Annotated in this window: 20 protein-coding genes and 3 pseudogenes; 11 read left to right on the top strand and 12 right to left on the bottom strand. The window is 46.1% G+C overall.

What is annotated here, in order from left to right; all coding sequences use genetic code 11:
* Positions 1 to 43: 43 nt before the first annotated feature.
* Positions 44 to 922: a YihY/virulence factor BrkB family protein gene (locus N4J56_RS21350; protein WP_317108266.1), complete on the top strand. Its 879-nt coding sequence runs from the start codon at positions 44 to 46 to the stop codon at positions 920 to 922.
* A gap of 118 nt (positions 923 to 1,040) precedes the next feature.
* On the opposite strand, the gene N4J56_RS21345 is transcribed toward N4J56_RS21350, so the two are convergent.
* The 3 genes from N4J56_RS21345 to N4J56_RS21335 form a co-directional block, all read right to left on the bottom strand.
* On the bottom strand, positions 1,041 to 1,838 hold the full coding sequence (locus tag N4J56_RS21345; RefSeq protein WP_317108265.1) for an SDR family oxidoreductase: 798 nt from the start codon (positions 1,836 to 1,838) through the stop codon (positions 1,041 to 1,043).
* A 387-nt stretch (positions 1,839 to 2,225) separates the two neighbouring features.
* A complete protein-coding gene (locus N4J56_RS21340; protein ID WP_317108264.1) occupies positions 2,226 to 2,375 on the bottom strand; it encodes a hypothetical protein in 150 nt (49 codons plus the stop codon).
* A gap of 22 nt (positions 2,376 to 2,397) precedes the next feature.
* Positions 2,398 to 2,904: a DUF6653 family protein gene (locus tag N4J56_RS21335; RefSeq protein ID WP_317108263.1), complete on the bottom strand. Its 507-nt coding sequence runs from the start codon at positions 2,902 to 2,904 to the stop codon at positions 2,398 to 2,400.
* Positions 2,905 to 3,410: 506 nt separating this feature from the next.
* Between N4J56_RS21335 and N4J56_RS21330 the strand changes: the two genes are divergently transcribed.
* The 4 genes from N4J56_RS21330 to N4J56_RS21315 all read left to right on the top strand — a co-directional run bounded on the left by N4J56_RS21330 (position 3,411) and on the right by N4J56_RS21315 (position 6,053).
* Positions 3,411 to 3,875 (top strand): hypothetical protein, encoded by a 465-nt coding sequence (locus N4J56_RS21330; protein ID WP_317108262.1) that lies wholly within the window; start codon positions 3,411 to 3,413, stop codon positions 3,873 to 3,875.
* 105 nt (positions 3,876 to 3,980) lie between these two features.
* A complete protein-coding gene (locus N4J56_RS21325; protein ID WP_410500559.1) occupies positions 3,981 to 4,901 on the top strand; it encodes a metallophosphoesterase in 921 nt (306 codons plus the stop codon).
* Positions 4,902 to 5,329: 428 nt separating this feature from the next.
* Positions 5,330 to 5,704: a WGxxGxxG family protein gene (locus N4J56_RS21320; protein WP_317108260.1), complete on the top strand. Its 375-nt coding sequence runs from the start codon at positions 5,330 to 5,332 to the stop codon at positions 5,702 to 5,704.
* A 103-nt stretch (positions 5,705 to 5,807) separates the two neighbouring features.
* A complete protein-coding gene (locus N4J56_RS21315; RefSeq protein WP_317108259.1) occupies positions 5,808 to 6,053 on the top strand; it encodes a WGxxGxxG family protein in 246 nt (81 codons plus the stop codon).
* A 341-nt stretch (positions 6,054 to 6,394) separates the two neighbouring features.
* Here N4J56_RS21315 and N4J56_RS21310 read toward each other — a convergent pair whose 3' ends face one another.
* The 4 genes from N4J56_RS21310 to N4J56_RS21295 form a co-directional block, all read right to left on the bottom strand.
* Positions 6,395 to 6,649 (bottom strand): hypothetical protein, encoded by a 255-nt coding sequence (locus N4J56_RS21310; protein ID WP_317108258.1) that lies wholly within the window; start codon positions 6,647 to 6,649, stop codon positions 6,395 to 6,397.
* Positions 6,618 to 6,803 carry a hypothetical protein gene (locus N4J56_RS21305; protein ID WP_317108257.1) on the bottom strand — a complete coding sequence of 62 codons (186 nt, stop codon included), beginning with the start codon at positions 6,801 to 6,803 and terminating at the stop codon, positions 6,618 to 6,620. The genes N4J56_RS21310 and N4J56_RS21305 overlap by 32 nt, the downstream gene beginning before the upstream one ends.
* Positions 6,804 to 6,807: 4 nt before the next feature.
* The gene (locus tag N4J56_RS21300; RefSeq protein ID WP_317108256.1) at positions 6,808 to 7,401 is read right to left on the bottom strand and encodes an SH3 domain-containing protein; all 594 of its coding nucleotides are present in this window, start codon (positions 7,399 to 7,401) and stop codon (positions 6,808 to 6,810) included.
* Between the two features lie 195 nt (positions 7,402 to 7,596).
* Complete coding sequence (locus tag N4J56_RS21295) at positions 7,597 to 10,113, bottom strand: glycoside hydrolase family 31 protein (RefSeq protein WP_317108255.1); 2,517 nt, start codon at positions 10,111 to 10,113, stop codon at positions 7,597 to 7,599.
* A 400-nt stretch (positions 10,114 to 10,513) separates the two neighbouring features.
* Between N4J56_RS21295 and N4J56_RS21290 the strand changes: the two genes are divergently transcribed.
* The 3 genes from N4J56_RS21290 to N4J56_RS21280 all read left to right on the top strand — a co-directional run bounded on the left by N4J56_RS21290 (position 10,514) and on the right by N4J56_RS21280 (position 13,906).
* A complete protein-coding gene (locus N4J56_RS21290; RefSeq protein ID WP_317108254.1) occupies positions 10,514 to 11,965 on the top strand; it encodes a hypothetical protein in 1,452 nt (483 codons plus the stop codon).
* Between the two features lie 246 nt (positions 11,966 to 12,211).
* Complete coding sequence (locus tag N4J56_RS21285) at positions 12,212 to 13,018, top strand: ion transporter (RefSeq protein ID WP_317108253.1); 807 nt, start codon at positions 12,212 to 12,214, stop codon at positions 13,016 to 13,018.
* Positions 13,019 to 13,054: 36 nt separating this feature from the next.
* The gene (locus N4J56_RS21280; protein ID WP_317108252.1) at positions 13,055 to 13,906 is read left to right on the top strand and encodes a formate/nitrite transporter family protein; all 852 of its coding nucleotides are present in this window, start codon (positions 13,055 to 13,057) and stop codon (positions 13,904 to 13,906) included.
* Positions 13,907 to 14,051: 145 nt separating this feature from the next.
* On the opposite strand, the pseudogene N4J56_RS21275 reads toward N4J56_RS21280, so the two are convergent.
* Positions 14,052 to 14,876 (bottom strand): annotated as a pseudogene (locus N4J56_RS21275) (IS5 family transposase).
* A 60-nt stretch (positions 14,877 to 14,936) separates the two neighbouring features.
* On the opposite strand from N4J56_RS21275, the pseudogene N4J56_RS41165 reads away from it, so the two are divergent.
* Together N4J56_RS41165 and N4J56_RS21260 are read left to right on the top strand one after the other, a co-directional pair.
* Positions 14,937 to 15,608 (top strand): annotated as a pseudogene (locus N4J56_RS41165) (DUF389 domain-containing protein); the annotation flags it as partial.
* Positions 15,609 to 15,674: 66 nt separating this feature from the next.
* Complete coding sequence (locus N4J56_RS21260; RefSeq protein ID WP_317108249.1) at positions 15,675 to 15,812, top strand: hypothetical protein; 138 nt, start codon at positions 15,675 to 15,677, stop codon at positions 15,810 to 15,812.
* A 90-nt stretch (positions 15,813 to 15,902) separates the two neighbouring features.
* On the opposite strand, the gene pgmB is transcribed toward N4J56_RS21260, so the two are convergent.
* From pgmB to N4J56_RS21245, 3 genes and pseudogenes are all read right to left on the bottom strand, one after another.
* Positions 15,903 to 18,953, bottom strand: a complete 3,051-nt coding sequence (gene pgmB, locus N4J56_RS21255) for a beta-phosphoglucomutase (protein WP_317108248.1) — start codon at positions 18,951 to 18,953, stop codon at positions 15,903 to 15,905.
* 17 nt (positions 18,954 to 18,970) lie between these two features.
* Positions 18,971 to 21,412, bottom strand: a complete 2,442-nt coding sequence (locus N4J56_RS21250; protein ID WP_317108247.1) for a sucrose synthase — start codon at positions 21,410 to 21,412, stop codon at positions 18,971 to 18,973.
* Positions 21,413 to 21,524: 112 nt separating this feature from the next.
* Positions 21,525 to 21,995: pseudogene (locus tag N4J56_RS21245) on the bottom strand (DUF305 domain-containing protein).
* A 711-nt stretch (positions 21,996 to 22,706) separates the two neighbouring features.
* On the opposite strand from N4J56_RS21245, the gene N4J56_RS21240 reads away from it, so the two are divergent.
* Positions 22,707 to 22,937 (top strand): DUF1830 domain-containing protein, encoded by a 231-nt coding sequence (locus N4J56_RS21240; RefSeq protein ID WP_410500558.1) that lies wholly within the window; start codon positions 22,707 to 22,709, stop codon positions 22,935 to 22,937.
* Between the two features lie 75 nt (positions 22,938 to 23,012).
* On the opposite strand, the gene N4J56_RS21235 is transcribed toward N4J56_RS21240, so the two are convergent.
* The gene (locus tag N4J56_RS21235; protein WP_317108245.1) at positions 23,013 to 23,273 is read right to left on the bottom strand and encodes a hypothetical protein; all 261 of its coding nucleotides are present in this window, start codon (positions 23,271 to 23,273) and stop codon (positions 23,013 to 23,015) included.
* Between the last annotated feature and the right edge of the window lie 38 nt (positions 23,274 to 23,311).

The following is a 23,311-nucleotide window of genomic DNA, read 5'->3' as shown; positions in this document are numbered from 1 at the left end:
GTCAAAAGTCGGGAACTCAACATCAAGATCGAGTAGGGGTTTAATGACAAAGCGCGGCTTTTCTGCAAAGACTGTTTGGTTACTACTTAAGGATACTGCAACGAAGTGGCAGAAGGATAAAGTATCTCTGTGGGCAGCCGCGATTGCTTTTTATACGATTTTTTCCATAGCACCTTTGCTGATAATTGCGATCGCCATTGCTGGTGCAGTATTTGGTCGAGAAGCTGCCCAAAATCAAATTGTGGGGCAAGTTCAAGAACTGATCGGCAAGCAGGGAGCGCAAGCCGTTCAGGTAATGATTCAAAATGCTCAGCAGCCAGGTTCAGGGGGGACTTTAGCAACCCTTTTTGGCATTGTCACGCTTGGGCTAGGGGCATCTGGTGTTTTCGGGCAACTGCAAGAGGCATTGAATACAATTTGGAACGCTCAACCCCAGCCAGGAATAAATATTAAAAACTTCTTGCAAAAACGTCTGCTATCGTTTGCAATGGTACTTGTCATTGGCTTTTTGCTGGTAGTATCTCTGGTTGTTAGTACTGCACTGGCGGCGATCGCTAACTTTTTTGGTCATCTATTTCCAGGTTGGATTCGGCTGGGACAAATTTTGAATTTTATTTTTTCTTTAGGTGGGACAACAGTGCTATTTGCTTTGATTTATAAAGTTTTACCCGACCTCAAAATTGCCTGGAGCAATCTCTGGATTGGAGCAACTGTCACTGCTTTGTTATTCAATTTTGGTAAATTTCTGATTGGGCTATATCTGGGTAATAGCAACATTGGCTCTAGTTATGGAGCAGCAAGTTCTCTAGTTATTATATTAATTTGGGTCTTTTTTTCAGCTCAGATACTCCTATTGGGAGCAGAATTTACTCAAGTTTATACTGAGCAACATCGCTCCCAAATTCCTGTTAAGAAATTGTGACAGCAGACCGAGTTGTGGTTGTTGAACCAGACCAACCTATCGTTCTTTACAGCCGCTAACCGAAACAATTCACAATTGTCACACAGTTCATAATTAAAAACAGTACAAGCCCTATAGATTACAGACTCGCAACCGAGCCTCCGTCTACTCGCCAATTAGCACCGAGTACGAAACTCGATCGCTCGGAACACAAGAAAGCAATAGCATCTGCTACTTCTTCCGGTCGTCCACGTCTGTTCAACTGGAGATGAGGGCGATTCTGCTCTAGAAACTTTGCGATCGCCTCATCGAAGCTCACGCCCATTTGCTTCGATTGCTGCTCCATCATGGCATCCGTCATCGGAGTGGCAATAAAGGCGGGAGAAACCGTATTCACCAGTACGCCATCCTTGGCGTAAGCTTTAGATAGGGCTTTGGCAAGGTTAAGGACTGCTGCCTTGCACGCGCAGTAGGGCATTTCTTCTGGGTAAGGCTGTACGGCATCCTCAGAGCTAATCAAGATAACTCGTCCCCAACCTGCTAGGCGCATTGCTGGGATAAATGCACGACAAGTACGTACAGCTGCCATCAAATCTACATCGATTGTCTTGTACCACTGCTCGTCACTCAATTGAAGGAAATCTCCCGTCGCACCTGTAATTCCTGCTGCATGGATGAGGATATGAACCGTTCCAAAGCGGTCGAGAATCTGACGTTGAGCGTTCTCTACCTCCTCTAACTTAGTCAAGTCAGCTTGGACTGCAAGAGCTTCTCCGTATTTTCCGATTTCCTCTACCGCCTGCCGAAGCGTTTCTGAAGTTTTGTCGATGACCGCCACTTTTGCACCCTCACGGGCAAGCAGTTGAGCTGTTGCCCTACCAATACCGGAATCTCCACCAGTAATGACAGCAATTTTTCCGTTCAAACCGAGATCCATATGCAAATGTTTCCTTTAGTTAGTTCTACTTAAGTCAAAAAACTTGATGAGTTGCAGAGATAGGAAAGGTTATAGCCAGTGATGAATTTCCTAAATTGCTATATTCTCTAAAAACTTGGCTGTTTTGCTTCATTATAAAATGCTTTAATTTTTTCAAAAATAAACGCTCTATTTATCGACCTAGCAACTTCAACTTTTAGATAGGTACAAACCATCAAAACTACTGTTAAATAAGCTGTAAATATTAGCTTGAATTACATAATTTTCAGCAATCAAAATTGGTATTTAAAATTGTTCTGACATAATTTTGCCTATAATATAATTTTGCTTTTAAAAATATCAAGGCTTTATTTAAACAATAAAGAAGAGAAATTTAATACAGTTAATTCATAAGTCATAAATTATTTCGACGAGTGGGCGATCGCGATCGGTTAGCGAAAATGAAGTAAAAATAACGGAAAACAGAGATAAAATTGGTCTTGCTTCTGAGTCAGCCGATTCATAATTGACGATCCGATCGCGAGTAGATAAATTCACGAAAATCGCTCGGTAGATCGAATCAATACAACCAACTCCGATACTCTGGATTTGCATCTTTCATATCTTGGTACAGCCAAACCATGCGATCGACAAACCACAGTTTACCAAGGTAAACCAGAGCAGTTCCTAGTAAAGTAGACCAGATATGGAGAACAACCAAGCCCCAAATGACAAAAACCATACCCAAGGCAGAAACACTAGTGAGAATGTTGGGTATGTGGCGATGGTGCTGTGGTACTGGAATTTGATCGCGGTTCAACCAGACTCGTTCGCCAAAAACTCCTTTTGAAGCCCAGTTGTCAGTTGAGTATGGTTTGGGAAAGATGCGTGGATTTAACCAGATCCAAACAACTGCTATGGCAACCGGAATCAACGACAACCAACCCAGCCAAACGCGACTCCAAACTGCCAGGATGAACAGTGGTAGTGCAGCGACCCGCGTCCATACACTCCAAGGGTTAGCGTGACGCGCCCAGGCATCCTCACTCATGTTAAATGCTGCGGCAATTTTTCTTTCCAGAGTCATTGGAGTATCTCCTTACTACCTTTGATTACCAGTTTATTGTTTCCGTTCTGCCTCTGGGATATTAGCTATAGCTTACAAGCGCGATCTCGCCTGAGATTCTATGGAAAAGTTTTGTCAATCTCTTGCTGAAAACACTTCTACACTAGCCTGAAATTGCAGTTGAAAAATTAGATTTTGCTCGCATGGCAATCTAATTTTAGCTCTTGTTGCGATTTTGGTAATTCGATCACGATCGCTCTTCAGGTAGAGTTCGTACTTTCTCCACGAGTTTTCCACTATCTCTGTCTATCTTCAAACTATAGCCAATTCAATTCGGCTATGAAGTTGATGTCGAGGCGTTTGGAGAAATCACATGACTCTTTACAAGCTTGATGAATATTATCCCGACTATCAAAATGACATTTTTGATGGCTATGACATCAAAAGCCTTGACGTGTATGCCCAAGACGACAAAGTTGGCTCACTCAAGCCAAGTAAAAAGTTATTGTTCGGGAGGAAGATTTTTGATGAAATATTCAATTGGGGTGTTAAGTTTGGCGATCGCTTTCTCTGCAACAACTCCACTGGAAGCACAACAAATTCACTCTGTTCAGTTTAGTTATCCTCAAATTCTCAGCAGCAAGGCAGTAGGTAACACTCACTACATTACTTTAAATACTGGCGCTTATCAGCCTTTGTCCTACCTAGAAATTATGCCTATGTCCAATGTCGTTGAGCTGACCAAAGGTAATATTCTTGTTACAGATCGATACGAACGTGTCATTAATACAGATATTGCTAGAGCAGGTGGAGGAATTAGAATTAAATTTGAAAGACCGATTCCCCCGCGCACGACTTTGCGAATTGCAATGGACGACGTGTATACTGCACCGCGAACCAATGCCAGAGTATACAAATATCGCGTGTCTGGTAGGCATATCGGATTTAATCAAAATATTACCTACGGTATAGCTTCAATTAGCACCTATTAAATAAATATTCCATCCGGCGGGTCGCGAGCGTGTAGATACATATAACCGAAGTAATATTTACGTTCTATGGATATGGATAAGATTTTAAGAATTCGCAAGCAAAGTATGAAGAAAATTAAGTATATTCTATTAAGCTTATTAGGGTTGATTGGCGCAATTCTGATTTGGGGTTTGCTCGAACCATACCTAATTGATGTAGAACCCCAAGTTGCAGCAATTCCGAATCTACCTGCTGCTTGGTCAGGGCAAAAAGTTGCGGTTATCGGTGATTGGCAGGTGGGAATGTGGTTGGACAACACCCCAACTATCCGTCGGATTGTCCAACAACTGGTTAAAGAGCGCCCCGCGATCGCGTTGATTATTGGTGACTTTATTTACTCTCCAGGTGAGAACCCCAGCGAAGAAATTAGTAGGGCGATCGAGCTGGTTCGTCCGCTGCCTGCCTCCGGTATCCCAACTTATGCTGTATTGGGCAATCACGATTATGGTATGAAAGCGAAGGATGCTCCTCCAAACGTGACATTAGCTGCTAAATTGGCTGAGTCTTTAGAAGCAGTAGGCGTGCAAGTGTTGAAAAATGAAGCTGTTGCGCTCGTACCGTCTCAAGATCGAAGCCAGCCATCAGCTAAAAGCGATCGCATGTATTTAGTAGGTGTAGGATCGCATTGGGCTAATGAGGATAAACCAGCAGCAGCACTGGCTGAAGTACCGGACTCAGCACCCAGGTTTGTGATGATGCATCATCCCGAATCCTTTGCCCTGTTTCCCGCCAACACTGCACCTGTGGCTGTAGCAGGACACACCCATGGCGGACAAATTCGCTTGCCGTTCACGCCAGAATGGTCATGGTTGACTTTTAGTAAGCAAGATCGGGTTCATGTAGACGGCTGGATTGATGGATATGGAAAGCTAGGAAACCAGCTTTACGTGAACCGAGGTATTGGTTTCAGCATCATACCAATCAGAATCAACTGCCCGCCTGAAATTACTCTGTTCGCACTTCAGCCAGCCCGCGAATCTACCTGAATGCTTTGTCCCGAGCGTTGATTTTAGAAGGTATTCGCTCTAGAAAAAACAACTCTGCAACGGCAATCAATCTGATAGGAGAGTAGATTCAACGAAAGCGAGTCAAGTAAGCTACAAATATTAAAATATCATCTAAATAAAGCGTATTTGATGTCGATCTTTCGCTAGAAATAAATATAAACTTTAAATAGCTAGAGCAAACAAATTTGAATAAAAAATATCATTTCTATTCAATAAAAAACGATTGATTTTTGGAAATGACTTTTTTAATTAATTTTAAAATAAACTGCAAAACAAATGCTAGTAAAATTCTATTTCTTTAGAACGAGATGAAAAAGTCAGTTTTATTGCTAAAGAGCGATTTGTTTTAGATTAGCAAGCATTTACATTAATAAAAAATTAGATACATAATAAGGAGAAGATTAACAATGCGACTTTCTAGCTTTTCTAAAATTCTAGGCATAAGTACGATCGTAGTAAGTACCACAATCCTACCCCTAAATCTGCCTGCTAACGCCCAGATTATTGCACCTGATGTCGAGCGTGAAGATGTTTACGAAGATGAAGATGACGGTTTTGATTGGGGCTGGCTGGGCTTGATTGGTTTATTTGGTCTGGCTGGTTTAGCGGGTAAAAATAAGCGACGAGAACCTGTTGTAGAGCGAGATTCTAGCTTAGGAAATCGAATTAGCGATCGCGAACCTACTGCATATCGAGATCCCGAGCCGATCAATAGTATTAGCGATCGCGAACCTACCGCATATCGAGATCCCAACTCAAGCGATCGCACGGGTTATCGTTAATAGTACTTTTACTTGATGCTGAGAGCTTCAAAAATCCAGATAAAAAATTTAGCATCAAAGCTGAGAATTTAATCAGTTTCTAGCAAAAAAAAACACTTAAATTATGATGAGTTTCAAACTACCTAAAATTGTGAGTGCTGGTGTCCTCATCTTGAGTGCAATAGTTTTAATTTTCACTTTGTACTCCTGTGCGCCAAGACCAGTAACTCCCGTTCCTCCAACCACAGTTGCTCCAAGAGTCGTTTATACTGATGATGGTTTTGATTGGGGATGGTTAGGATTAATCGGTCTATTTGGTTTAGCAGGTTTATCAGGTGGTAGAAAGCGAAGAGATAATACTCGCTTGTAAGAAAGTTAAAGCATGAGTTAATTTGAATAACTATGCTGCACGTTGCGAGCCGTCAGACCGAACTTACCTGCCACGACTTCAAACTTTCACGAGCGTACCCGATCGCAGCGTCCGGTATCCTTCACCTGTAATTGCCGTAAAGTTAAAGAAGATTTCCTGACCATCGGTCAGCGGCTAAGGGGATGCAACCTTGACCGCTACCGATAACGATGAGGTTGCTGTTTTCATATCTGGGTTCTCTGCTTTGCGTCAGACAAGTTGCTCTTGTTGAATGCAACTTTGGATGCAACTGCTAACAGTTTAAAGAAAAGCCGAGAGCACCAATTAAATTTTGCTATTCTTTAATGTTCACCCTCAGAGTCAGACAACGACTTAGATTTATGATTTTCTTTTAATTGTTCCTCCTTTGGCACATCTGCCTTCATCTTTAATTCGACGACTGCCATAATTTTGACGCTGACTTCTAGTGCTACATTTTCAGTGGGTATTTGCCGTTCTCTGATTTCTTGACTGGCAGTTTGAATCACGTTGATTGCGCGATCGACGGCAGCGACAATTGCTTCTTCAGTAATGTCTGAAGCAGTCTCCTGAGTCATGAATGCTAATTGCTCGTACCCGATTTCCTCTGCCTTGAAAAAATCGGCGAACGCGATCGAAAGTTGGCTGAGTTGTTTGTGGCGATCGCTCTAACATTCTTTTCCATCCAACATTATTTGCCCCCAATAAGTTAGTAACTACTGCGATCGCCAATGAGCTAGCCAGGAAAATTCCGACAGTAAACCAGTTGAGCTGATGGTACATATCCCTTAAAAGGAATAGAAATTGGCACCCAACCATTTGCTCCTCTACCTGTTAATATGACTCTGCGACCGCTAGAGATATAACCGACTACCTTGCTATCGCTTGAAGGTTCTTGTCGTGCTGGAATGCCTCGATTGGCAACGACTCGACGACAACTGCTCGGTGGTGGCGCTTTAGCTTGACAGTTACCAATCCAATCTGCATAGACATATCCCTTCAAGGGAGCAGAAATTGGCACCCAGTTATTTGTAATCCCGCCTGCAACTTCGACATTACGCCCGTAAGCAACGATCCCGACTGCGTTACTATATACCGTGGGCTTTTCTCGGACGTATAAACCTCTTTTAGCAATGACTTGGTGACAACTATACGAGCGTTGCGCTATTTGAGTGCCGATTACGGATGCCGATGTACTTTTTGAGCGAGAAGACGTATTATCCCGCAGCTCAATCGCACTGACGGAAAGCATGGGAGTAGCAAGAATTGCTGCTGTTAAGAAAGGTATTGTTAATGCTGAATATTCTTTTGAGCGATGTTTCCCATTCATAAAGATTGTCCTACTATTAACAATTAAAGATTTTTGATTTGTACGATCTAAAAAATATCCAAGCTATGCCTTTAGATAGATGTCTGCTCGGTTTACGTGTCTTTGAGTATAGTTTGACCAAAAAAGGTGCAGATCTCGTGGAAGAGGTATCCTGAGCCAAAAAATCGCGATCGCCTCTTCGCGACGATAATAGGTTCATCCGCAGCGAAATCGAACTTTTTTAAAGACATGGCATTGCAGTTGTTGCCCCTGTAAGGTTGTTTCGCGATCGTCTACCCAGGCTTGCTGCAATGACACGCCATGTACGTGCAATTGTACGCTTTGATAAGGGAAGTCATAGTTTCCCTGCTGTTCCCAGGTAAGTTCTAAACTGTCCTCATGCTGGGTAAGGGAGAAGCGATCGCACCGAGATTCTCCATAACCATCTCCTGCATCAGTGTATAGAGTGTAGGAGTATAGAGTGTAGGAATTTTGGTCGCGCATCAGCCGTAGGCGAAGCGCAGCGTTAGGCGCAAAGGCGCAAAGAGAAGAATCTGTTCCCCTCTCCTCTGCTGTCTTCACAGGTGGGTAAAGGTGGAGAATCAATTGCTTTGAGTCTTCCATCGGTAAAATACTTCCTGCCTTTACCAGTAATGGAATTTGTTCGAGCGGGGAATCTAGTTCGATTGTCTGTCCTCCGGCGATCGCCGAATCATCCCAGAAGTTGTACCAGTACCCTTGAGGTAGGTAGAGTGTACGCGATCGCTCTCCCTCTCGTACAATCGGACAGACAAGCAGCGCCTCACCCAAATAAAACGCATCTTCCACATCCCAAAGGAAGCGATCGCCCCAATCGAACCAGAATAAAGGGCGCACGGGTGGATATCCTTTCTGGGATGTCTCCCACGCTAAGGTATAGAAGTAAGGCATCAATCGGTAGCGTAATTGTAAGAAGCTACGAACGATACTTAAATAAGGTTCGCCATAAGTCCAAGGGGTACGCGGAGCAACGCTAGTGGAACTGTGCGTTCTGCAAAACATCAGAAATGTTGCCATCTGAAACCAACGCACATATAGCTCGGCGGTTGGGTTGCCTTGAAAACCGCCGATGTCGGGACCGCTATAAGGAATACCTGATATTCCCAATCCGACAACTGTTGCTACTGTCTGACGCAATGCCTCCCACGTCGAGATAGTATCCCCCGTCCAAGTCCAAGCGTAGCGTTGCAATCCTGCCCAACCCGATCGCGACACGATGAAGGGACGTTGTTGCGGTCGATATTGACGAATGCTTTCGTAAGCGGCTTGGGCTTCTAATAACCCGTAGACATTGTGCGCTTCGCGATGATCGCCTCCTCTGCCTTCTAAACAATGTTGTGCGACTTGAGGTAGCGAGGGATCGCCCCAGGAAACAAATGCCGCAGGTTCGTTCATGTCGTGCCAAAATCCCGCTACTCCTACATCCAGCAGATAAGCATATTGACGGCTCCACCAAGCGCGAACCTTGGGGTTAGTAAAGTCGGGGAATGCCATCGCACCCGCCCACCCTGAGGCGATCGCTAGTTCTCCTGTGGGATACGTGCAAAAGCCATTTAGGACTTGTCCCTCTAGAAATAAATTACTTTTACGGCTGGACTTAATACCAGGGTTATTAATTGCAATTAACCGCACGCCTGTTTCTGCCAGTTCTTGGGTGAAACTATCGATCTTGGGAAAGCGTTCGGGGTCAATCGTAAAGGCGCGATGTTCGACTTGACAATCAATATCGAGATGAACGGCACTCAACGGTAAATTATAAGTTTGAAATGCCTTGACTTCTTGGCGCACGTTTGCCTCTGTGCGGTATCCCCAGCGCGATTGGTGGTAGCCTAACGCCCAGCGAGGAGGTAGGGACGGACGACCTGTTAACTGGGTATAACATTCTAGCAGTTGTGACGGCTCGCCAATCGTCATGTAGTAACGCAGCGATCCACCTGCAAAGTTACCGATCGCCATATCTGCAAATGTAAATTCAGCCCGAAACGAATTTTCATAGAAAATTAGATAGCTACCCCCATCGTGCAACCCTAAGTAAACCGGAATGCAGATATAGATTGGATCTGTTCCTGGTGCGTACCTACCCCCTGGATCTCTATTCCACATCTGGTAAGTTTTCTGCTTTTGCAGATCGTCTTTGGCAGCGCGTAAATTGAGAGAAGATGCCCGTTCTCCTAATCCATAAATGCGTTCTTCCGAGCGCAACTGCGATCGATGTACCCATCTTTCCCCTTGTCGCTGGGGCGGTAATTCTGTTCTCAGGACTTGCCCTGCGCGATCGCAAAACGTCAGGCTGCCATCTATACCCACAGTCACGCTCAATGCATCGCTGGCGATCGCCCAATTGTTGTCCAATTTTGCTAAGTTTGTTTCAACACGATCCCAATCGCAGTTGACAACAGCATAGGGGACAGGTGGTAGATCGGGAGACCAGTTCACTCGTACCAAATCGGGAGTTAAAAAAGAAATTTCTAGCTCAGCTTGCTCGAAATAGAAATACGCACCTCGCTCTGTTGCTGTAGTCCGAAGTAATTTTCCAGGTTGAGTGACTGATTCTGAAGATGAATCGGGAAGATATTGACGCTCGAAGCGATCGCGTTTTAAAGAATAGAAAAATGCATGTGGTATATATTGTAGAAAAAACAGCGACTTGAAAATGTAATTTATTTGCAGCGATAGCTGTTTGAAAAATGTCATAACGATCTCGAAATAGCTCGTAATTATAACTCGTAATTATAAATCTGCGATCGCCCTCAGTCTGAAGCTCAAGAGAAGCAAGGAGCTTACATACTTTGGTTCTCTGTAAATTACTGGATGTGACTTCCAGTTGTAACTACTAATTACGATTTGCTTGACTCTTTTTTAGGCTAATTGCTGAATTGCTGTCGTTCTTCATCTTTTAGAATTAATTTTTATCTATCTCAAGAACGATCCATTTTGTATATATATAGATATATACATAATTAATTGGAATATTTACCTAGTCATCAACAGATTGGGTTCTGAAGAAATTTTGCGCGATCGAGAAGTCAATTAGTCTTCATTCAACAAGTATATCGGGCTTCAACAGAGCAACCAGTAATTCACACAAAGGCATATGCAAATTCCCTCTCCCTATTTAGCGATAACTAATCGACTGGCATCAATGGGAGTCAAGCCTAAATACATTACGGATCTTGACTCAGCGACGACAGCATTGCGGGCAACTGCTAAATTTCTGCACGGTAAAGAGTTGCGATCGGGAGGCTTTGCACCGTCGCTTGTGGGTGCGATTACAGATGCCGTTAGCTATCTTCCTAAAGAACTGGGGAAAAATTTATCTACTCGATCGGGCTGGATCAGTGCATCCTCGCCCAATGTACTAAACGACGTGCGGGCAGAAACCATGTCCCAATGGGTAGTAAACCAATATCCTCAACGGCGTTATCCTGCTGCTGTCATTGGTTCTTCAAACGGTGCTGCCGTGCATCTATGTGCGGCACTTGATATTCCCTGGCTGCCGCAAACACTCCTCGTCTCTTTGCGACACCCCGTTGACCCTGACGAACCAAAACAGGAACTAGAGTGGGCTAAAGCGCCAGCCCAACAACTGCTGGCAAAGAATCCCGATTTGTGCGTGTACCAAATGCACGACCCGAACCAGGATCGTTTAAAAGTTCCCCGCGTTACTTACTTTCGGCTGAAGCGCACTCGTCTCGGCACGCAATTCCAGCAGTTTCTCCAGCAGAATTTAGAGCCAGGGGCGACGCTATTCTTACTTGAGTGCCAATATAGTTGGTTGTCAACACGAGTTAGCGATCGCCATGTTTTTCAATTTGGTGGCAAAGGTAAATTAGCTCCAGATGATTATTTTCAGCACAGCCAGCAGATCGCCAACTTCCTGCAACAGAACGGATCTCGACACCGATATTGGGAACCGCCTACCCCAGATGGTAGGTTGCCAGAATCAGAGTGGGGTTTTGAAGGAGCCTTACGCGATGATGTAGAGCAGTTTGCCCGTCAGCATGGATATCGTATTCGTCGGATTGTCTTCGATTTTCCCCAAGATCTGAGTCCGTTGGTGGCTGACTTGTACCGTTGGTGGTATCGGGAGCGCGGCTTAGAGAGCGATCGCCTCTTAGTGGAATCGTTTGTTTACCTTCAGCCTTGGTGGGCGTTACGCCTCGGATTAGTGCCATTTTGGACGGTATTCAACGATCGCATGTCAGCAGAGCGACTCAATAACTATTTGGATACTGCCAAGCCTTACGATGAGATTTACATGACTCTGTTCTCGAACGGTTTGCAAGCATTGGGTCAGGCTTCGCTGGATGAATGGCGTTCTATTCTCAATCGCGCCCGCACTCGCGGTCAGTTTATCGGTGTGAACGAGCAGACATATCCTGGAGATTTAGCATCGTATACTCGCCACTACACCCACTTGAAGAAACTCAATGGGCGTTACCCAATGCCAGAACCGCTAACGCTACAACAACTCGATAACTTTTTAGCACAAGCAGGCGATCGCTATCCTGTTGATTGGATTGACCAGTATTGTCAAGTCAACTAAGACTTTAGAAGCAGTTCGCGAACAGTTCGATCCTGGCAATTTTTGGTGAGGTGTTGCGATTTTTGCGCCTGAGAAAAGGGCGATCGCACTCTACTTAATTGGAATTGGAGAGAGAAGCGGCATTCTTGACTTGAAAATTCGTTTCCACGAGTTTTACACCTTTTTTCCCTAAGATACAGCAGGCGATCGCCACTCGATTGCTATAAAAATGACAAAGGAACAGCAGCTATGAATCATAACAGATAGATGAAAACCTCAGAAAAACACGTACTCAATCGAGAACGGCAGGAGATTTTGCAACAGCTAGAAGACTGGCTGGAAACACCAATGCTCCTGCTGAGCTTTGCATGGTTGGTGCTGTTTGTCATTGAGTTAATCTGGGGTTTAACTCCCTTACTCCAAGCAATCGGCACGGTTATTTGGATAATTTTCATTCTTGACTTCATCCTCGAATTTACCCTAGCTCCACAAAAGTTTGCCTATCTTCAACGCAACTGGTTAACAGTTATTGCCCTACCATTACCAGCACTACGCCTGTTCAGGTTCGTGCGCGTTTTACGGGTGCTAAATACTGTACGGGCAGCTCGCGGCATCAGGTTACTACGTGTGATTACCCGCACGAATCGGGGGATGCGAGCAATTGGTGCTAGTTTAGGTCGTCGCGGCTTCAGCTATGTTGTAGCAACAACGCTGGTGATTACCCTAGTCGGAGCAGCGGGGATGTATGCATTTGAAAGCAATACTCCCAACGGTGAGGGACTAAATGACTACGGTACGGCGCTGTGGTGGACGGCAATGCTAATGACCACGCTGGGTTCGGAATACTGGCCCCAGACTGCCGAAGGGCGAGTGCTTTGCTTCATCCTAGCGTTGTATGCTTCTGCCGTATTTGGTTACTTGACAGCTGCGATCGCCACATTTTTTATCGGTCGAGATGCCGATGATGACGAGGCGGAAATCGCAGGGGCTAAATCTATCGAAGCACTACACGCTGAAATTACAGCTTTGCGTCAAGAGATTCAGGCGCTATCTCGGCAGAAATTGGAACCGTGAATATTTTGGATTTTATGATGAGGATATTTATTGAAGATGAGACAACGAGATCGAGCCAGCGAATCAAAAGAATTACGTCCTCAAGAGGAATTGGGACTCAGCGATCGCGAAGAAAGAGAAATTACCGAACGCCTTCGACCCAGCGCGATCGTCATTCATGAAACAATTCGGATTGAAGGTGAGAGCGAATTACGCCGCCCAGTTTCCGCCCTTGCTTGGTCTGGACTAGCAGCCGGACTCTCGATGGGATTTTCACTTGTGGGTCGTGGCTTACTACTAGCAAACTTACCCGACCAACCTTGGCGACACATAATTGCCAGTTTTGGCTACACCATCGGTTTTGTCATTGTGGTGATGGGTCGGCAACAGTTGTTTACTGAAAACACCCTGACAGCAATTTTACCCTTGCTGAGTCGTCGCAATCGCAGAGCATTTATGAAAGTGCTGCGATTGTGGACAGTTGTTTTACTCAGCAATTTGTTAGGCACGCTGTTGTTTGCTTGTATTGTAGGATATATCGAGGTCTTTCCCCCCGAAGTGCGAAAAGCGTTCGCTCAAATCGGTCTAGAAGCTATGGCAGGAGGATTTTGGACGCTGCTCGTACAGGGTTTTGCAGGTTGGTTAATTGCCTTAATGGTCTGGCTGCTCCCTGCGGCTGAGTCTTCCCAATTGTGGGTAATTATTATTATCACTGCTGTCATCGGGTTAGGAAAGTTGCCCCACATCATTGCAGGTTCGGTAGAAGTTCTCTACGTAGCGATTACTGGAACAACTGACTGGACGGCGTATTTTCGCTTTGCAATTCCCACCTTACTCGGCAATATTTTGGGTGGAGTTTCTTTAGTGGCTGCTGTGAACCACGCTCAAGTTGCTCCCCAAAGAACATAAATTTCAGTTCTTCAACGAATTTGGTGGCTAACCCATGAACGAACTAAACATTGCATTAGACCTGACTTGAAAATCTATTTTCATTTCTGGGGGTGAGGGTGTGGGCTGTCGCCCACGCCCTCATGCCGACGCTTACAAAAGGTGACTATGGAAGACTGAGTTCATAGTTGTACAACCCAGCAATCAGATTAAATCGTAAACCAAATCTTCGCCGCCGATTGCGCGCTTCGCTCTGATAAAATCCGAAATATCTTCAGCCGATAATTCACCTGCTCTCCAACTACTCGCTGTTGAGCTAGCTGCCGATTCCTACGCTTTTGTTGAGAATGCAACACACCACCCCTTGGCTTTTTTTGGGGCGTGCGGCTATTGGCATGAAGCCGTTTTCTTCCTTGATATCCCTTGTCAGCCAAACACTCGATTTCGGAGTTGAATTTGAGTTTAGTATCTTTGAAAAGCTGAAAATCATGCCTTTTCCCTTTGGCGTAAGCAGTACAAATAATTTCTTGAGTTGATTGGTTCACTACAACTTGTGATTTAAATGTATGTCGTTTTTTCTTGCCACTGTAGAACTGTTTCTGTTTTTTTTGGACGCTCAATCGGGCTTTCCGTCACATCTACTACCACAATTTCAATTTCATGCTCCGGTTCCAAAAGTTTCTTCTTGCCTGGCAGCCGAAATTTTCTTGAGCGAATCAAAGTATCTTCTACATTGCGAATGATGCGGTAGGCGGTAAACTCATAAACATCCCCAGTTTGAGCAATATGAAAATAGGTGCGATCCTCACGTAGGTATTCTAGGGTCATTCATACTTGCGCTTCTAAGCTAAGTTGACGCTTGTCTACCTGGTTTCAATTGCTGAAGAGCTTGCTGCATCACTGTTACCATTTGATTCAAGGTTTCAGGACGCACACCGCATAGCCGTTTAAATGCTTCTGGCTGGAGATGTTTTACTCGCTCGTAGGTCATGGAATTTCCTCCTCTAACCTACTTTTGCCATCTCTCCCTACCCTTTTGCAAGAAGTCTAATCTTCAGTGGCGGTGTTGCTGTCATTAGCAGCAGGTGCGGCTGGGGCGCTCAATCTCGTGCAGTCGCAAAGAAGTAGCTTGGTATCTGGTGCATCAGTAGGAATGCTCGTCGCTGCTTCACTAGCGCCACCTGCGGGACTCGTGGGGATGGCTGTGGCGATCGGCAGGTGGGATATGGCAACGAGCGGATTGTTCGTCCTATTGCTGCAACTGGTGGGAATTAATTTGACTGCCGCAATCTTATTTCGCGTCTTTGGCTTGTCCGTGCAAGGATCTCGCTATCGGCGGGGCAAGCAATAGGTATTTGCGGCAACTCTGGCTGTGACTGTGGCAGTCTTGGTAGGTTTATTAACTTGGCAGTTGAGCAGTCCACCCCAGTTTCAACGTTCTACCCGCGCTCAACGAGCAAGGGCGGAAATTGGGCAGGTGGTAGAAGCAAGCAAGACTACTAACTTAGTCGAGGCTAACATCCGCTTCACTCGCTCGAAAGTTCAAGGACAGAAGACGCTGCTTGGTGTCGTTTACGTTCAGCGTCGAAAGGGAGTCACCGCATCAACAGAGGAAATTCGCAACACGCTTACCCGTCAAATCCAAATGCGCTTATTAGACCGAGGTTTTAACGTGACACCGTTGATTGATGTCAACGTGTTAGAAGCACCAAATAAAACTTGAACTTGATTCAGCCTGTGAAGTACTTGTGGGAGACTAGCTATAGCATCCAACATCAGGAGAGTAGCGATGCTACTGGCGTTTCAAGCGGTTTTGTGCGTGATTCTGGTGGTTCTTGTCGGTACGTGGCTGTCGCAAAGTGCGGACGTGCTGGCAAAGAAAACTGGTTTGGGGCGTAGTTGGGTCGGCGCAGTTTTATTTTCCTAACTAACTCTGATTTCTATTTTTCTTCTGCCTAGAGTGATAAAACAGGGTTAATAAATATAGTTTAGCTTATCCACAACTATCGTACTTGCATTAAGACACGATTTTTTCGGGTATAATGCACTGATTCAGTTTGGAGACAATATTTGCCCAACTAACACCCACCAAACTCGGCAATACCAAATGAGCGTTCCCAACCCGTTCTACGGGACCATTACCCACCGCCCACATATATGCAGCCAAAGCTGCCTCAATACCTGCGGTAGCATCTTCAAATACGACACATTCAGAGGGAGGAAGCCGGAGTTGATTGGCGGCGTAGAGAAACAGATCGGGAGCGGGTTTAGGGCGATCGACGCTATATCCGTCTGCGATCGCATCAATCCATTGGGCAATGCCCAATTTTTCAATTACGGTACGGGCATTTTTACTGGCAGATGCGATCGCTACCCCAATTCCAAGTTGGTGCAGTTCCCTGAGCAATGGCAATGCCCCTGGTAGTAAATCGGCTGGTGTCACTGACTGAATGAATTCCTGGTAGTAGCCATTTTTGCGCTCCATCATCTCTTCAAGCTGTACCTCCGTATAGGGACGACTGCCAACAATTTTTAGCAGCGATTCTCGTCGAGAAATTCCCCTTAAGGCTTCATTGGCTTGGCGATCGAACGGTAATCCCTCTTCGTCGGCTAAACGTTGCCAAGCGCGGTAATGATACTCTGCAGTATCGGTCAACACGCCATCAAGATCGAAAATCGCGCCTCGAAGGGTAAGTTTGGCAGGAAGGGAGGTTACTTCGTGCATTGCTGGCGATTGGGGTTCTGGTTTGGGAGAGTTCGCTTCGGTTAGTTCAGAAGTGAAATCAAAAGGATGCCAAGTGCCGCGCCAATGTAGTTTAAAGGCAAGCCGCGTCCAATGGGGAGGAAGGTGAGGTGTAGCAACGGGCTGACGATCTTGAAAGCGAATCCCGGCAAAGCCAAAGACGATCGCCTGCCACGCACCTCCAGCACAGGCTCCGTGAATGCCCTCGGTAGCATTACCTCGCGTGTTTTCTAAGTCTACCAATGCCGCTTGCATAAAGTGTTGGTAGGCTGTTTGACTATCTCCCAAATCAGCCGCTAAAATGGCGTGAATGGCAGGACCGAGGGACGATCCATAGGTGATATCGGTGCGGGGAGCGTAATAATCCCAGTTTGTTTTTAAACGATCGGGACTGTAAGGAAACTCTTGCAATTGACGCATTAAGTATAACAGCATCAGGACATCGGGCTGCTTCAAGACTTGCCGTTTGTTTGCCCCGTCAATACCCAGAATCGTTTGCATCGATTGGGTGCGGGGTTCGTAGGCTTGCAGATCGATATCCTCTAAGTTGCAGAAGCCTTCAAACTGCTCGATAAATCCCGTATCCGAGCGGTAAGGAATCCAGAGGTGAGCGGCAATATCCTGCCAGCGTTGCCTGCGTTCGGAGGTAAGTTCTAATTTTTGTGCCAGCGCGGTAGCTCGATCGGGAAAGGTATTTTGCAACCATACATAGACGGCGATCGCTTTCTCTAAGTGCCACTGTGCCATGCGGTTGGTGAAAGCATTGTTATTCACATGCTCGTGATATTCATCGGCTCCAATAACTTCCCGCAGTTCGTAGCGTTCAAATTGGTTATTCCACTCTACCCGACTCATCCAAAAGACAGCCGTATCCAAAACGATCTCTGCACCATAATCGCGCATCCAATCGTCATCGCCCGTCGCCTGCCAGTATTGCCAAATCGCGTAGGCAATATCGGCACTGATGTGAATTTCGCGATCGCGGCACCAGATGCGAATATCGCTGGCATAGGGATCGGACGGCAATGCCCAGCGAGGCGTGACTTCATCGCCCGTATCGGCACTTTCCCAGGCAAACATTGCCCCCTTATAGCCATAGCTGCGGGCTTTGCGGCGTGCCCCTTCCAGGGTGTGATAGCGGTAGCTCAGTAAATGGCGGGCTAACTCTGGCTGAGTAAAAGTAAACAGGGGCAGCATGAAAATTTCTGTATCCCAAAAGATATGCCCCCGATAGGCAAAGCCAGACAGAGTTTTCGCTGGAATGCTGACCCGCCGATCCTGTCGAGGAGCGCCAATCAGTAATTGAAACACGCTATAGCGAGCGGCAAATTGCGCTTGGGTATCGCCTTCAATAATGATATCACTAGTCTGCCAAGCTGCTTCCCACGCTTGTTTGTGCTGCTGCCAACAAGTTGGATAGGCAGGCATTATCGCTAGTTTGCTGCGTGCTGCTTCCAGGGGACGCTCGACTTCTCGCGAGGTGTAAACTGTAATCATCTTCTCTACTAACACCGTTTGTCCCATCGCCGCTTGGTAGGATGCAGCCAAGGTGGGATAGCCTGGTGCGCTTTCAAGTTGGAAGGTAGCCCCTGTCCCCTGAAGCGTCAATGTTGCTGCCATGCCCAATTCAATTTGGGATTGGCGGGTGCGAGCCGAAAGCCAAATTGCGGGTTGGAGTTGAAAATCTTCACTGCTGTCGTCTGAAGTCTGTTCCTGGGCGAGCAATTCCCAATGATTAAAGCCCTGATTTTCGGCATAGCCATTGATACTGGCATGAACCTCAATCTCGCCATCCCAATCGAGCGGTGTAATCAGACAGCGCACTGCCAAAATGTGAGGATCGGCTAAACTGGCAAATCGTTCAAAATGAAGATCCAGCGTCTTCCCGCTAGGGCTACGCCAGCGAACCGAACGCCTGAGTAATCCATATTGTAAATCGAGCCGTCGTTCGTAGGACAGCACCTCTCCTCGATCCAAGCGAAATTGTTCCACCCGCCTAGACGAGGGTTCGCCATTGAGGGTAATGGTTAACGGCAGCCAGTCCGGACAATTGACTAGTTCGGTGTACATCACGGGTACCGCGTCATACACCCCATGAATCAGAGTCGCGGGCATCGAGTGGGGATAGCCTTCTTCAAAACTGCCGCGAGTGCCTAAGTAGCCGTTGCCAATCGTGAATACTGTTTCTCTGGCATGGAGTTGGTTCGGATCGAAGCCCCGTTCGATTGAAACCCAATCTGTATAAATTAGGTTGTTGGTTTGGGGAAGTGCGGTTGATGTTGGAACTTTAGGATTTCCCAGGACATGACTAACTGACTGGCTCATTTTCGCTCCTTCCCCGCTTATCGCTGCCCATGCTGTTCTAAAATTTGCGCGGCTCTGGGTTTGTAAAGCAAGTGAAATAAAGCATCGAGATAGCATTGCAACGCTTCTCGACTGCTGTGAGAAATGTAATCCCAAAAGCCGTAAACTCTAGCGAATAATAATAATTGTTTCACATGAGACTGCCAATTGCAGTGCCGCTCGATGTGTTGAATGGCTCGTTCGGAAATGTTGTACCAAACTTGCGGGTCGGCATCACATTGATCGAGAAACTCCAAAATTTTCCCATCGGTGCGATCGAAATCCGTGGGGTTGATGTAAAAACCGTTTTCGCCATCTTGGATAATATCTGCAATGCCACCAAATTCAGTGGCAAAGACAGGTAAGCCCGATCGCATTGCCTCTAGAACGCTACGCCCAAATGCCTCAAAGCGGGCAAAGTTGATAAAGATTCCCCGCTTATTGGCGATCGCGCGATACACTTCGCTCATCTCCTCACTTTTAAGTTGCATTCCAATCCAGCGAATTTGTCCCTGGAGTCGATCTCGCTCGATTGTTGTATGGAGTGTTTCAATTTCCTGCGCCTCCTCAGAAGTGCTAGCTTCAGCCCCGTGCAGTTTATTCGTAATCAGAATCAAATTGCAGCGCTCTCGGAGTGCTTGAGACTGGGCAAACCATTTGATTAACCCAGTTTGATTATTGGTTTGGCTTATCGCACCCACCGCCAAAATCGGACGTTTTTCAAGGTTGTCTAAACTTCCAAAAATTGTGGAGTCTTGGCGATTGAAGAGCAGATCGCGAACCTGTTCGTGCAGTTGGCGATTTTGCGATTCTGGTTGAAAATAAGGAAAATAGCGCAACTGATTGATACCAGGAGGAACGACATTAAACCGAGGGCTAAACAGATTGATGCCATCCACCACATGGTAAAGCTGCGGCATCGTAAAGCATTTATAAGACTCATACTGACCGATCGCATCTGGAGTGCCAACGATCTCTTGGTATGACGAGGCAATGATGAAATCTGCGGCATTCATACCGATCAGATCGGCGGTAAATTGGGCTGAAAAATGATACTGTGCTTCAAACTCTTGCCAGTAAAGATCGCTAAATAAATATCTAGACTTTTCTAGCGAGTGAGCGATATTGCATTGAATCGCATTAAAATGACGCGCGAGGAGAAACGCCACCAAGTTGCCATCGCTGTAATGACCGATCGCTAAATTGGGTCGTCCGCCTAAATGCTTCACGAGTTGCGGTGCCGCATCCAATGCAAAGGATTCTAGATAGGGCCAAATTTCAAATTTAGAAATCCAGTTTTGGGTGACATTGGGGTTGAACTCGCGGAAGGGGACGCGCAAAATCCAGCCATTTTTGCTGCATTCTAGTTTCTCCAGCCGCTGGTTGCACAGGGTTCCTTCACAGTTGGGAATCAGCCGTGTCAGGATAGTGACATTGGGTTGAATACCGAGCCAACTCAGCCCCGCTTGTTCGACATCCTCTTGCAGCTGTTGTTCCAGTTGTCGTGCTTGCTCCAGGATGTAGATCGCCTGTCCCATAGTTTCGGCGCGTCCTAGCACTTCTTCTTGTCCCACCCAACCGTGAATCGAGATTAAAACAACTCGTAAGAAGGCAGGAATGCGGGAGACGAATGCCTCTAGCAAAGCGGGAGATGGGGTCGTCAGGAGGCGATCGAGCAGTTCTAGGGTTTCGTAAACTCGTCCGGCAGTATTGCCCCAACCTGGTTCAAAGCCCAATTCTTGGAGGGCAGGGTGCAGCGTGACATAGGGGGTATCTGCTGGATATTGACTGACTTTTTTTAAAGCTTGCAACACAGCTTCATGCAGCTGAGTTCCCGAAGGAATGCGATCGCCGATCGAAAGCGGAATGCCATCAAATTCCTGGCGTTGCAAAACTCTAAACAGCGCCTCTACCCAATAGTCTGGATTCGTCGATAATTGGTCGCAGAGGTAATGATTGAGAAACGTTAACCCCTGACCAATATTCCGAGGGTCGTCAATGCTGGGCGTGTCTCGGTGAAACGGAGCAAAGTTAATATCTAGAACCTGGGAAAGGTCATGGTGGACGAAGCGATCGGACTGGATGGCAGTGCTGGCGCGATCGCGGGCATTCAGTAGCATTCGCACGGGAACCTGTTCAAACTGAGATAAATCGGCACTCAGTCGCCAGCTTTCCTGACTGGCAATGCGGGTGCGAATTACCAACCAGATGTTATCCTCTTCCAGAAGCATCTCATGAATGGCATGAATTAGTTCACCCAGGGCAGACGAGCGAAAGAAATAAATCGGTTTTTCTTGCTCGTGGCAATAGTTGGCAAAGGCTTGCAAAATTTCATTTCTTAGCAGATATCGTCGCTCGGTGGTGGATAGTTGCCGCTCAATGAACCGCTGGAAATCCGTTTTTTCATCACTCTCTAAAACTACCCGAATTAGCGTTTCCATCAGCGACTCCTGGCAAGCTTTGCCTGTAGCTCAGCAGGTTAACGATATTATCCCCTCTACTTAAAGATGTTAGCCTATCGACACAACTGGAATCGTCTTCCCTTGGAAAGGGTCAGTATCGAAGTATTACAACTGTCATCCCAATATCTCGTAGTTCGTGGCGCTCGGCACGATCGAGGATCGTTGCAGACATCATCATTGCCATGCGATTGCTCGCGATCGTCTGCCGCAGAAATTCCCGATCGAAGTCTGGTGCATTGTTCAGTTCGGCTAAATCTGTTTCGATAACGTGTCGCCTGTATTGCTCTGGTTCATCCTCCTTCAGATCTCTGTGCCACCAGCGGCTGAAGTAGCTGGGTGCATTGGTTCCATACCACAACCGATGCCACGCTTATAGTTATTGAAGTTCCTGCGCTTTGGTTTGTTTAATGGCAGCGGCTATGGTTTTAATTTCCTGATGCGTAGCCCGACTCAAAGCAAGTTCAGCCATTGCAATTGCTTGCTCGTCGTGGAAGATCGTCCATTCGGTGTAATGGCGTTCGCTGCGACTAGCAATAGCCACTCTGGGAGCAGAGACAGGCATATTTGAGGCGGAATTATCTAGTTTCAAATCTCGATCTTGAGCTTGCACGCGAGCGAGTGTTAACAATGACGCGATCGCACTACCAGCTAGCAAGCCTACAAAATTGAAGATTTGATTTATAACTAATATCGACTCGCATATCCACCACCTTCCAGTAGTTAGATAGGGTTCAATTGGCAATTAATTTCTCTACAGAACACTGGCGTTACTCACTCCTGACCCCAGCTCGGCTCTACTCTCAATTTAAGCGAAAAAGTTGAGGACTTTGTGAGAAGGCTGAGCATAGTGGGATTAACAGTTACTACCATCAGCTTCAAGTTATTTATCCGCTCGATCGCAGGTATTCCTAACTCAATCGTTCAAACAAATGACTGAATGCTTCATTCTGCAAGAGCAAGGCTTCTTTTTTCAAAAAATTTTGTCAATAGCTAAAATCAACCAGCCTCTATTCATTGGGTAAATCTCCTACTTGTATCTTTCCGGGAGTTTTTATATGGTGAAAAATATAATCGAACCCCATCGCTAAAGATTTCTCAGCGACTTGAATTTCACTACAAGAGATAAAAGCTTTGCTACGTTAAGGAGACTGGCATGGTCAACGTTCAACGTGCGGCGATTAACAAAAATAGTGTTTTAACAGAAGAGCGAAAGCAGACAACTTTATCAAAACTATCTCGCTTGCAGCAAAATTCTACTCCTGCTGAGGACGCTATCCACTCCGAACCTGTTTTGTGCTACTACACGAATACCACTAACCATATTCAGATTATTCGGAGTGCCAAGATTGTTAATTATTACTTCGAGCGAGTTGTTTTCCCAGGACAGCGGCTTTTATTTGAAGCTGTGCCAGAGGCTCAACTAGAAGTTCATACAGGTACAACGGTGACGGCGATTCTATCGGATAGAGTTCCTTGTTCTCGCTTGCGCGTATCTAGCGATTAATTCAATTGTGACGGCAGAAAAAATCCAGTGCACATACACTGGATTGATTCTAAATTGCTAATCGAAGTTGAATTTCTAGCTCATGCCTACATGAGAGCGATCGTATGTCGCCCAGAAACTCGTGCGCGTCATGCCTTGAATGTGGTTCCAGAAGCGAGTCGCTTCTTCAGTTGAAAGCCCAACTTTCGCACCCACACGACTCAGCATCGATTGTTCGCGCTGTTTAATCTGCCGATGGTGTTGCATCATCAAGGTGCGAGCTTGTTCTCGAATAGACGAGACAGCAGATTTGGTTTGTTCGGCAACAAAGCTAGTCCCTCGATTGTTATCTTGCATACAATTCACCTCCTCCGCATTTGTGAGGTGAAGAGCGT

It is taken from the genome of Chroococcidiopsis sp. SAG 2025, assembly GCF_032860985.1.
Lineage (GTDB): Bacteria > Cyanobacteriota > Cyanobacteriia > Cyanobacteriales > Chroococcidiopsidaceae > Chroococcidiopsis.
This window is presented reverse-complemented; position numbering and strand designations above follow the sequence as displayed.

Excerpts from the sequence above, each read along its gene's own strand:
- N4J56_RS21350 (WP_317108266.1), top strand. The coding sequence starts at position 44 with ATGACAAAGCGCGGCTTTTCTGCAAAGACTGTTTGGTTACTACTTAAG.
- N4J56_RS21345 (WP_317108265.1), bottom strand. The coding sequence starts at position 1,838 with ATGGATCTCGGTTTGAACGGAAAAATTGCTGTCATTACTGGTGGAGAT.
- N4J56_RS21335 (WP_317108263.1), bottom strand. The coding sequence starts at position 2,904 with ATGACTCTGGAAAGAAAAATTGCCGCAGCATTTAACATGAGTGAGGAT.
- N4J56_RS21330 (WP_317108262.1), top strand. The coding sequence starts at position 3,411 with ATGAAATATTCAATTGGGGTGTTAAGTTTGGCGATCGCTTTCTCTGCA.
- N4J56_RS21325 (WP_410500559.1), top strand. The coding sequence starts at position 3,981 with ATGAAGAAAATTAAGTATATTCTATTAAGCTTATTAGGGTTGATTGGC.
- N4J56_RS21320 (WP_317108260.1), top strand. The coding sequence starts at position 5,330 with ATGCGACTTTCTAGCTTTTCTAAAATTCTAGGCATAAGTACGATCGTA.
- N4J56_RS21315 (WP_317108259.1), top strand. The coding sequence starts at position 5,808 with ATGATGAGTTTCAAACTACCTAAAATTGTGAGTGCTGGTGTCCTCATC.
- N4J56_RS21310 (WP_317108258.1), bottom strand. The coding sequence starts at position 6,649 with ATGACTCAGGAGACTGCTTCAGACATTACTGAAGAAGCAATTGTCGCT.
- N4J56_RS21300 (WP_317108256.1), bottom strand. The coding sequence starts at position 7,401 with ATGAATGGGAAACATCGCTCAAAAGAATATTCAGCATTAACAATACCT.
- N4J56_RS21295 (WP_317108255.1), bottom strand. The coding sequence starts at position 10,113 with ATGACATTTTTCAAACAGCTATCGCTGCAAATAAATTACATTTTCAAG.
- N4J56_RS21290 (WP_317108254.1), top strand. The coding sequence starts at position 10,514 with ATGCAAATTCCCTCTCCCTATTTAGCGATAACTAATCGACTGGCATCA.
- N4J56_RS21285 (WP_317108253.1), top strand. The coding sequence starts at position 12,212 with ATGAAAACCTCAGAAAAACACGTACTCAATCGAGAACGGCAGGAGATT.
- N4J56_RS21280 (WP_317108252.1), top strand. The coding sequence starts at position 13,055 with ATGAGACAACGAGATCGAGCCAGCGAATCAAAAGAATTACGTCCTCAA.
- N4J56_RS21260 (WP_317108249.1), top strand. The coding sequence starts at position 15,675 with ATGCTACTGGCGTTTCAAGCGGTTTTGTGCGTGATTCTGGTGGTTCTT.
- pgmB (WP_317108248.1), bottom strand. The coding sequence starts at position 18,953 with ATGAGCCAGTCAGTTAGTCATGTCCTGGGAAATCCTAAAGTTCCAACA.
- N4J56_RS21250 (WP_317108247.1), bottom strand. The coding sequence starts at position 21,412 with ATGGAAACGCTAATTCGGGTAGTTTTAGAGAGTGATGAAAAAACGGAT.
- N4J56_RS21235 (WP_317108245.1), bottom strand. The coding sequence starts at position 23,273 with ATGCAAGATAACAATCGAGGGACTAGCTTTGTTGCCGAACAAACCAAA.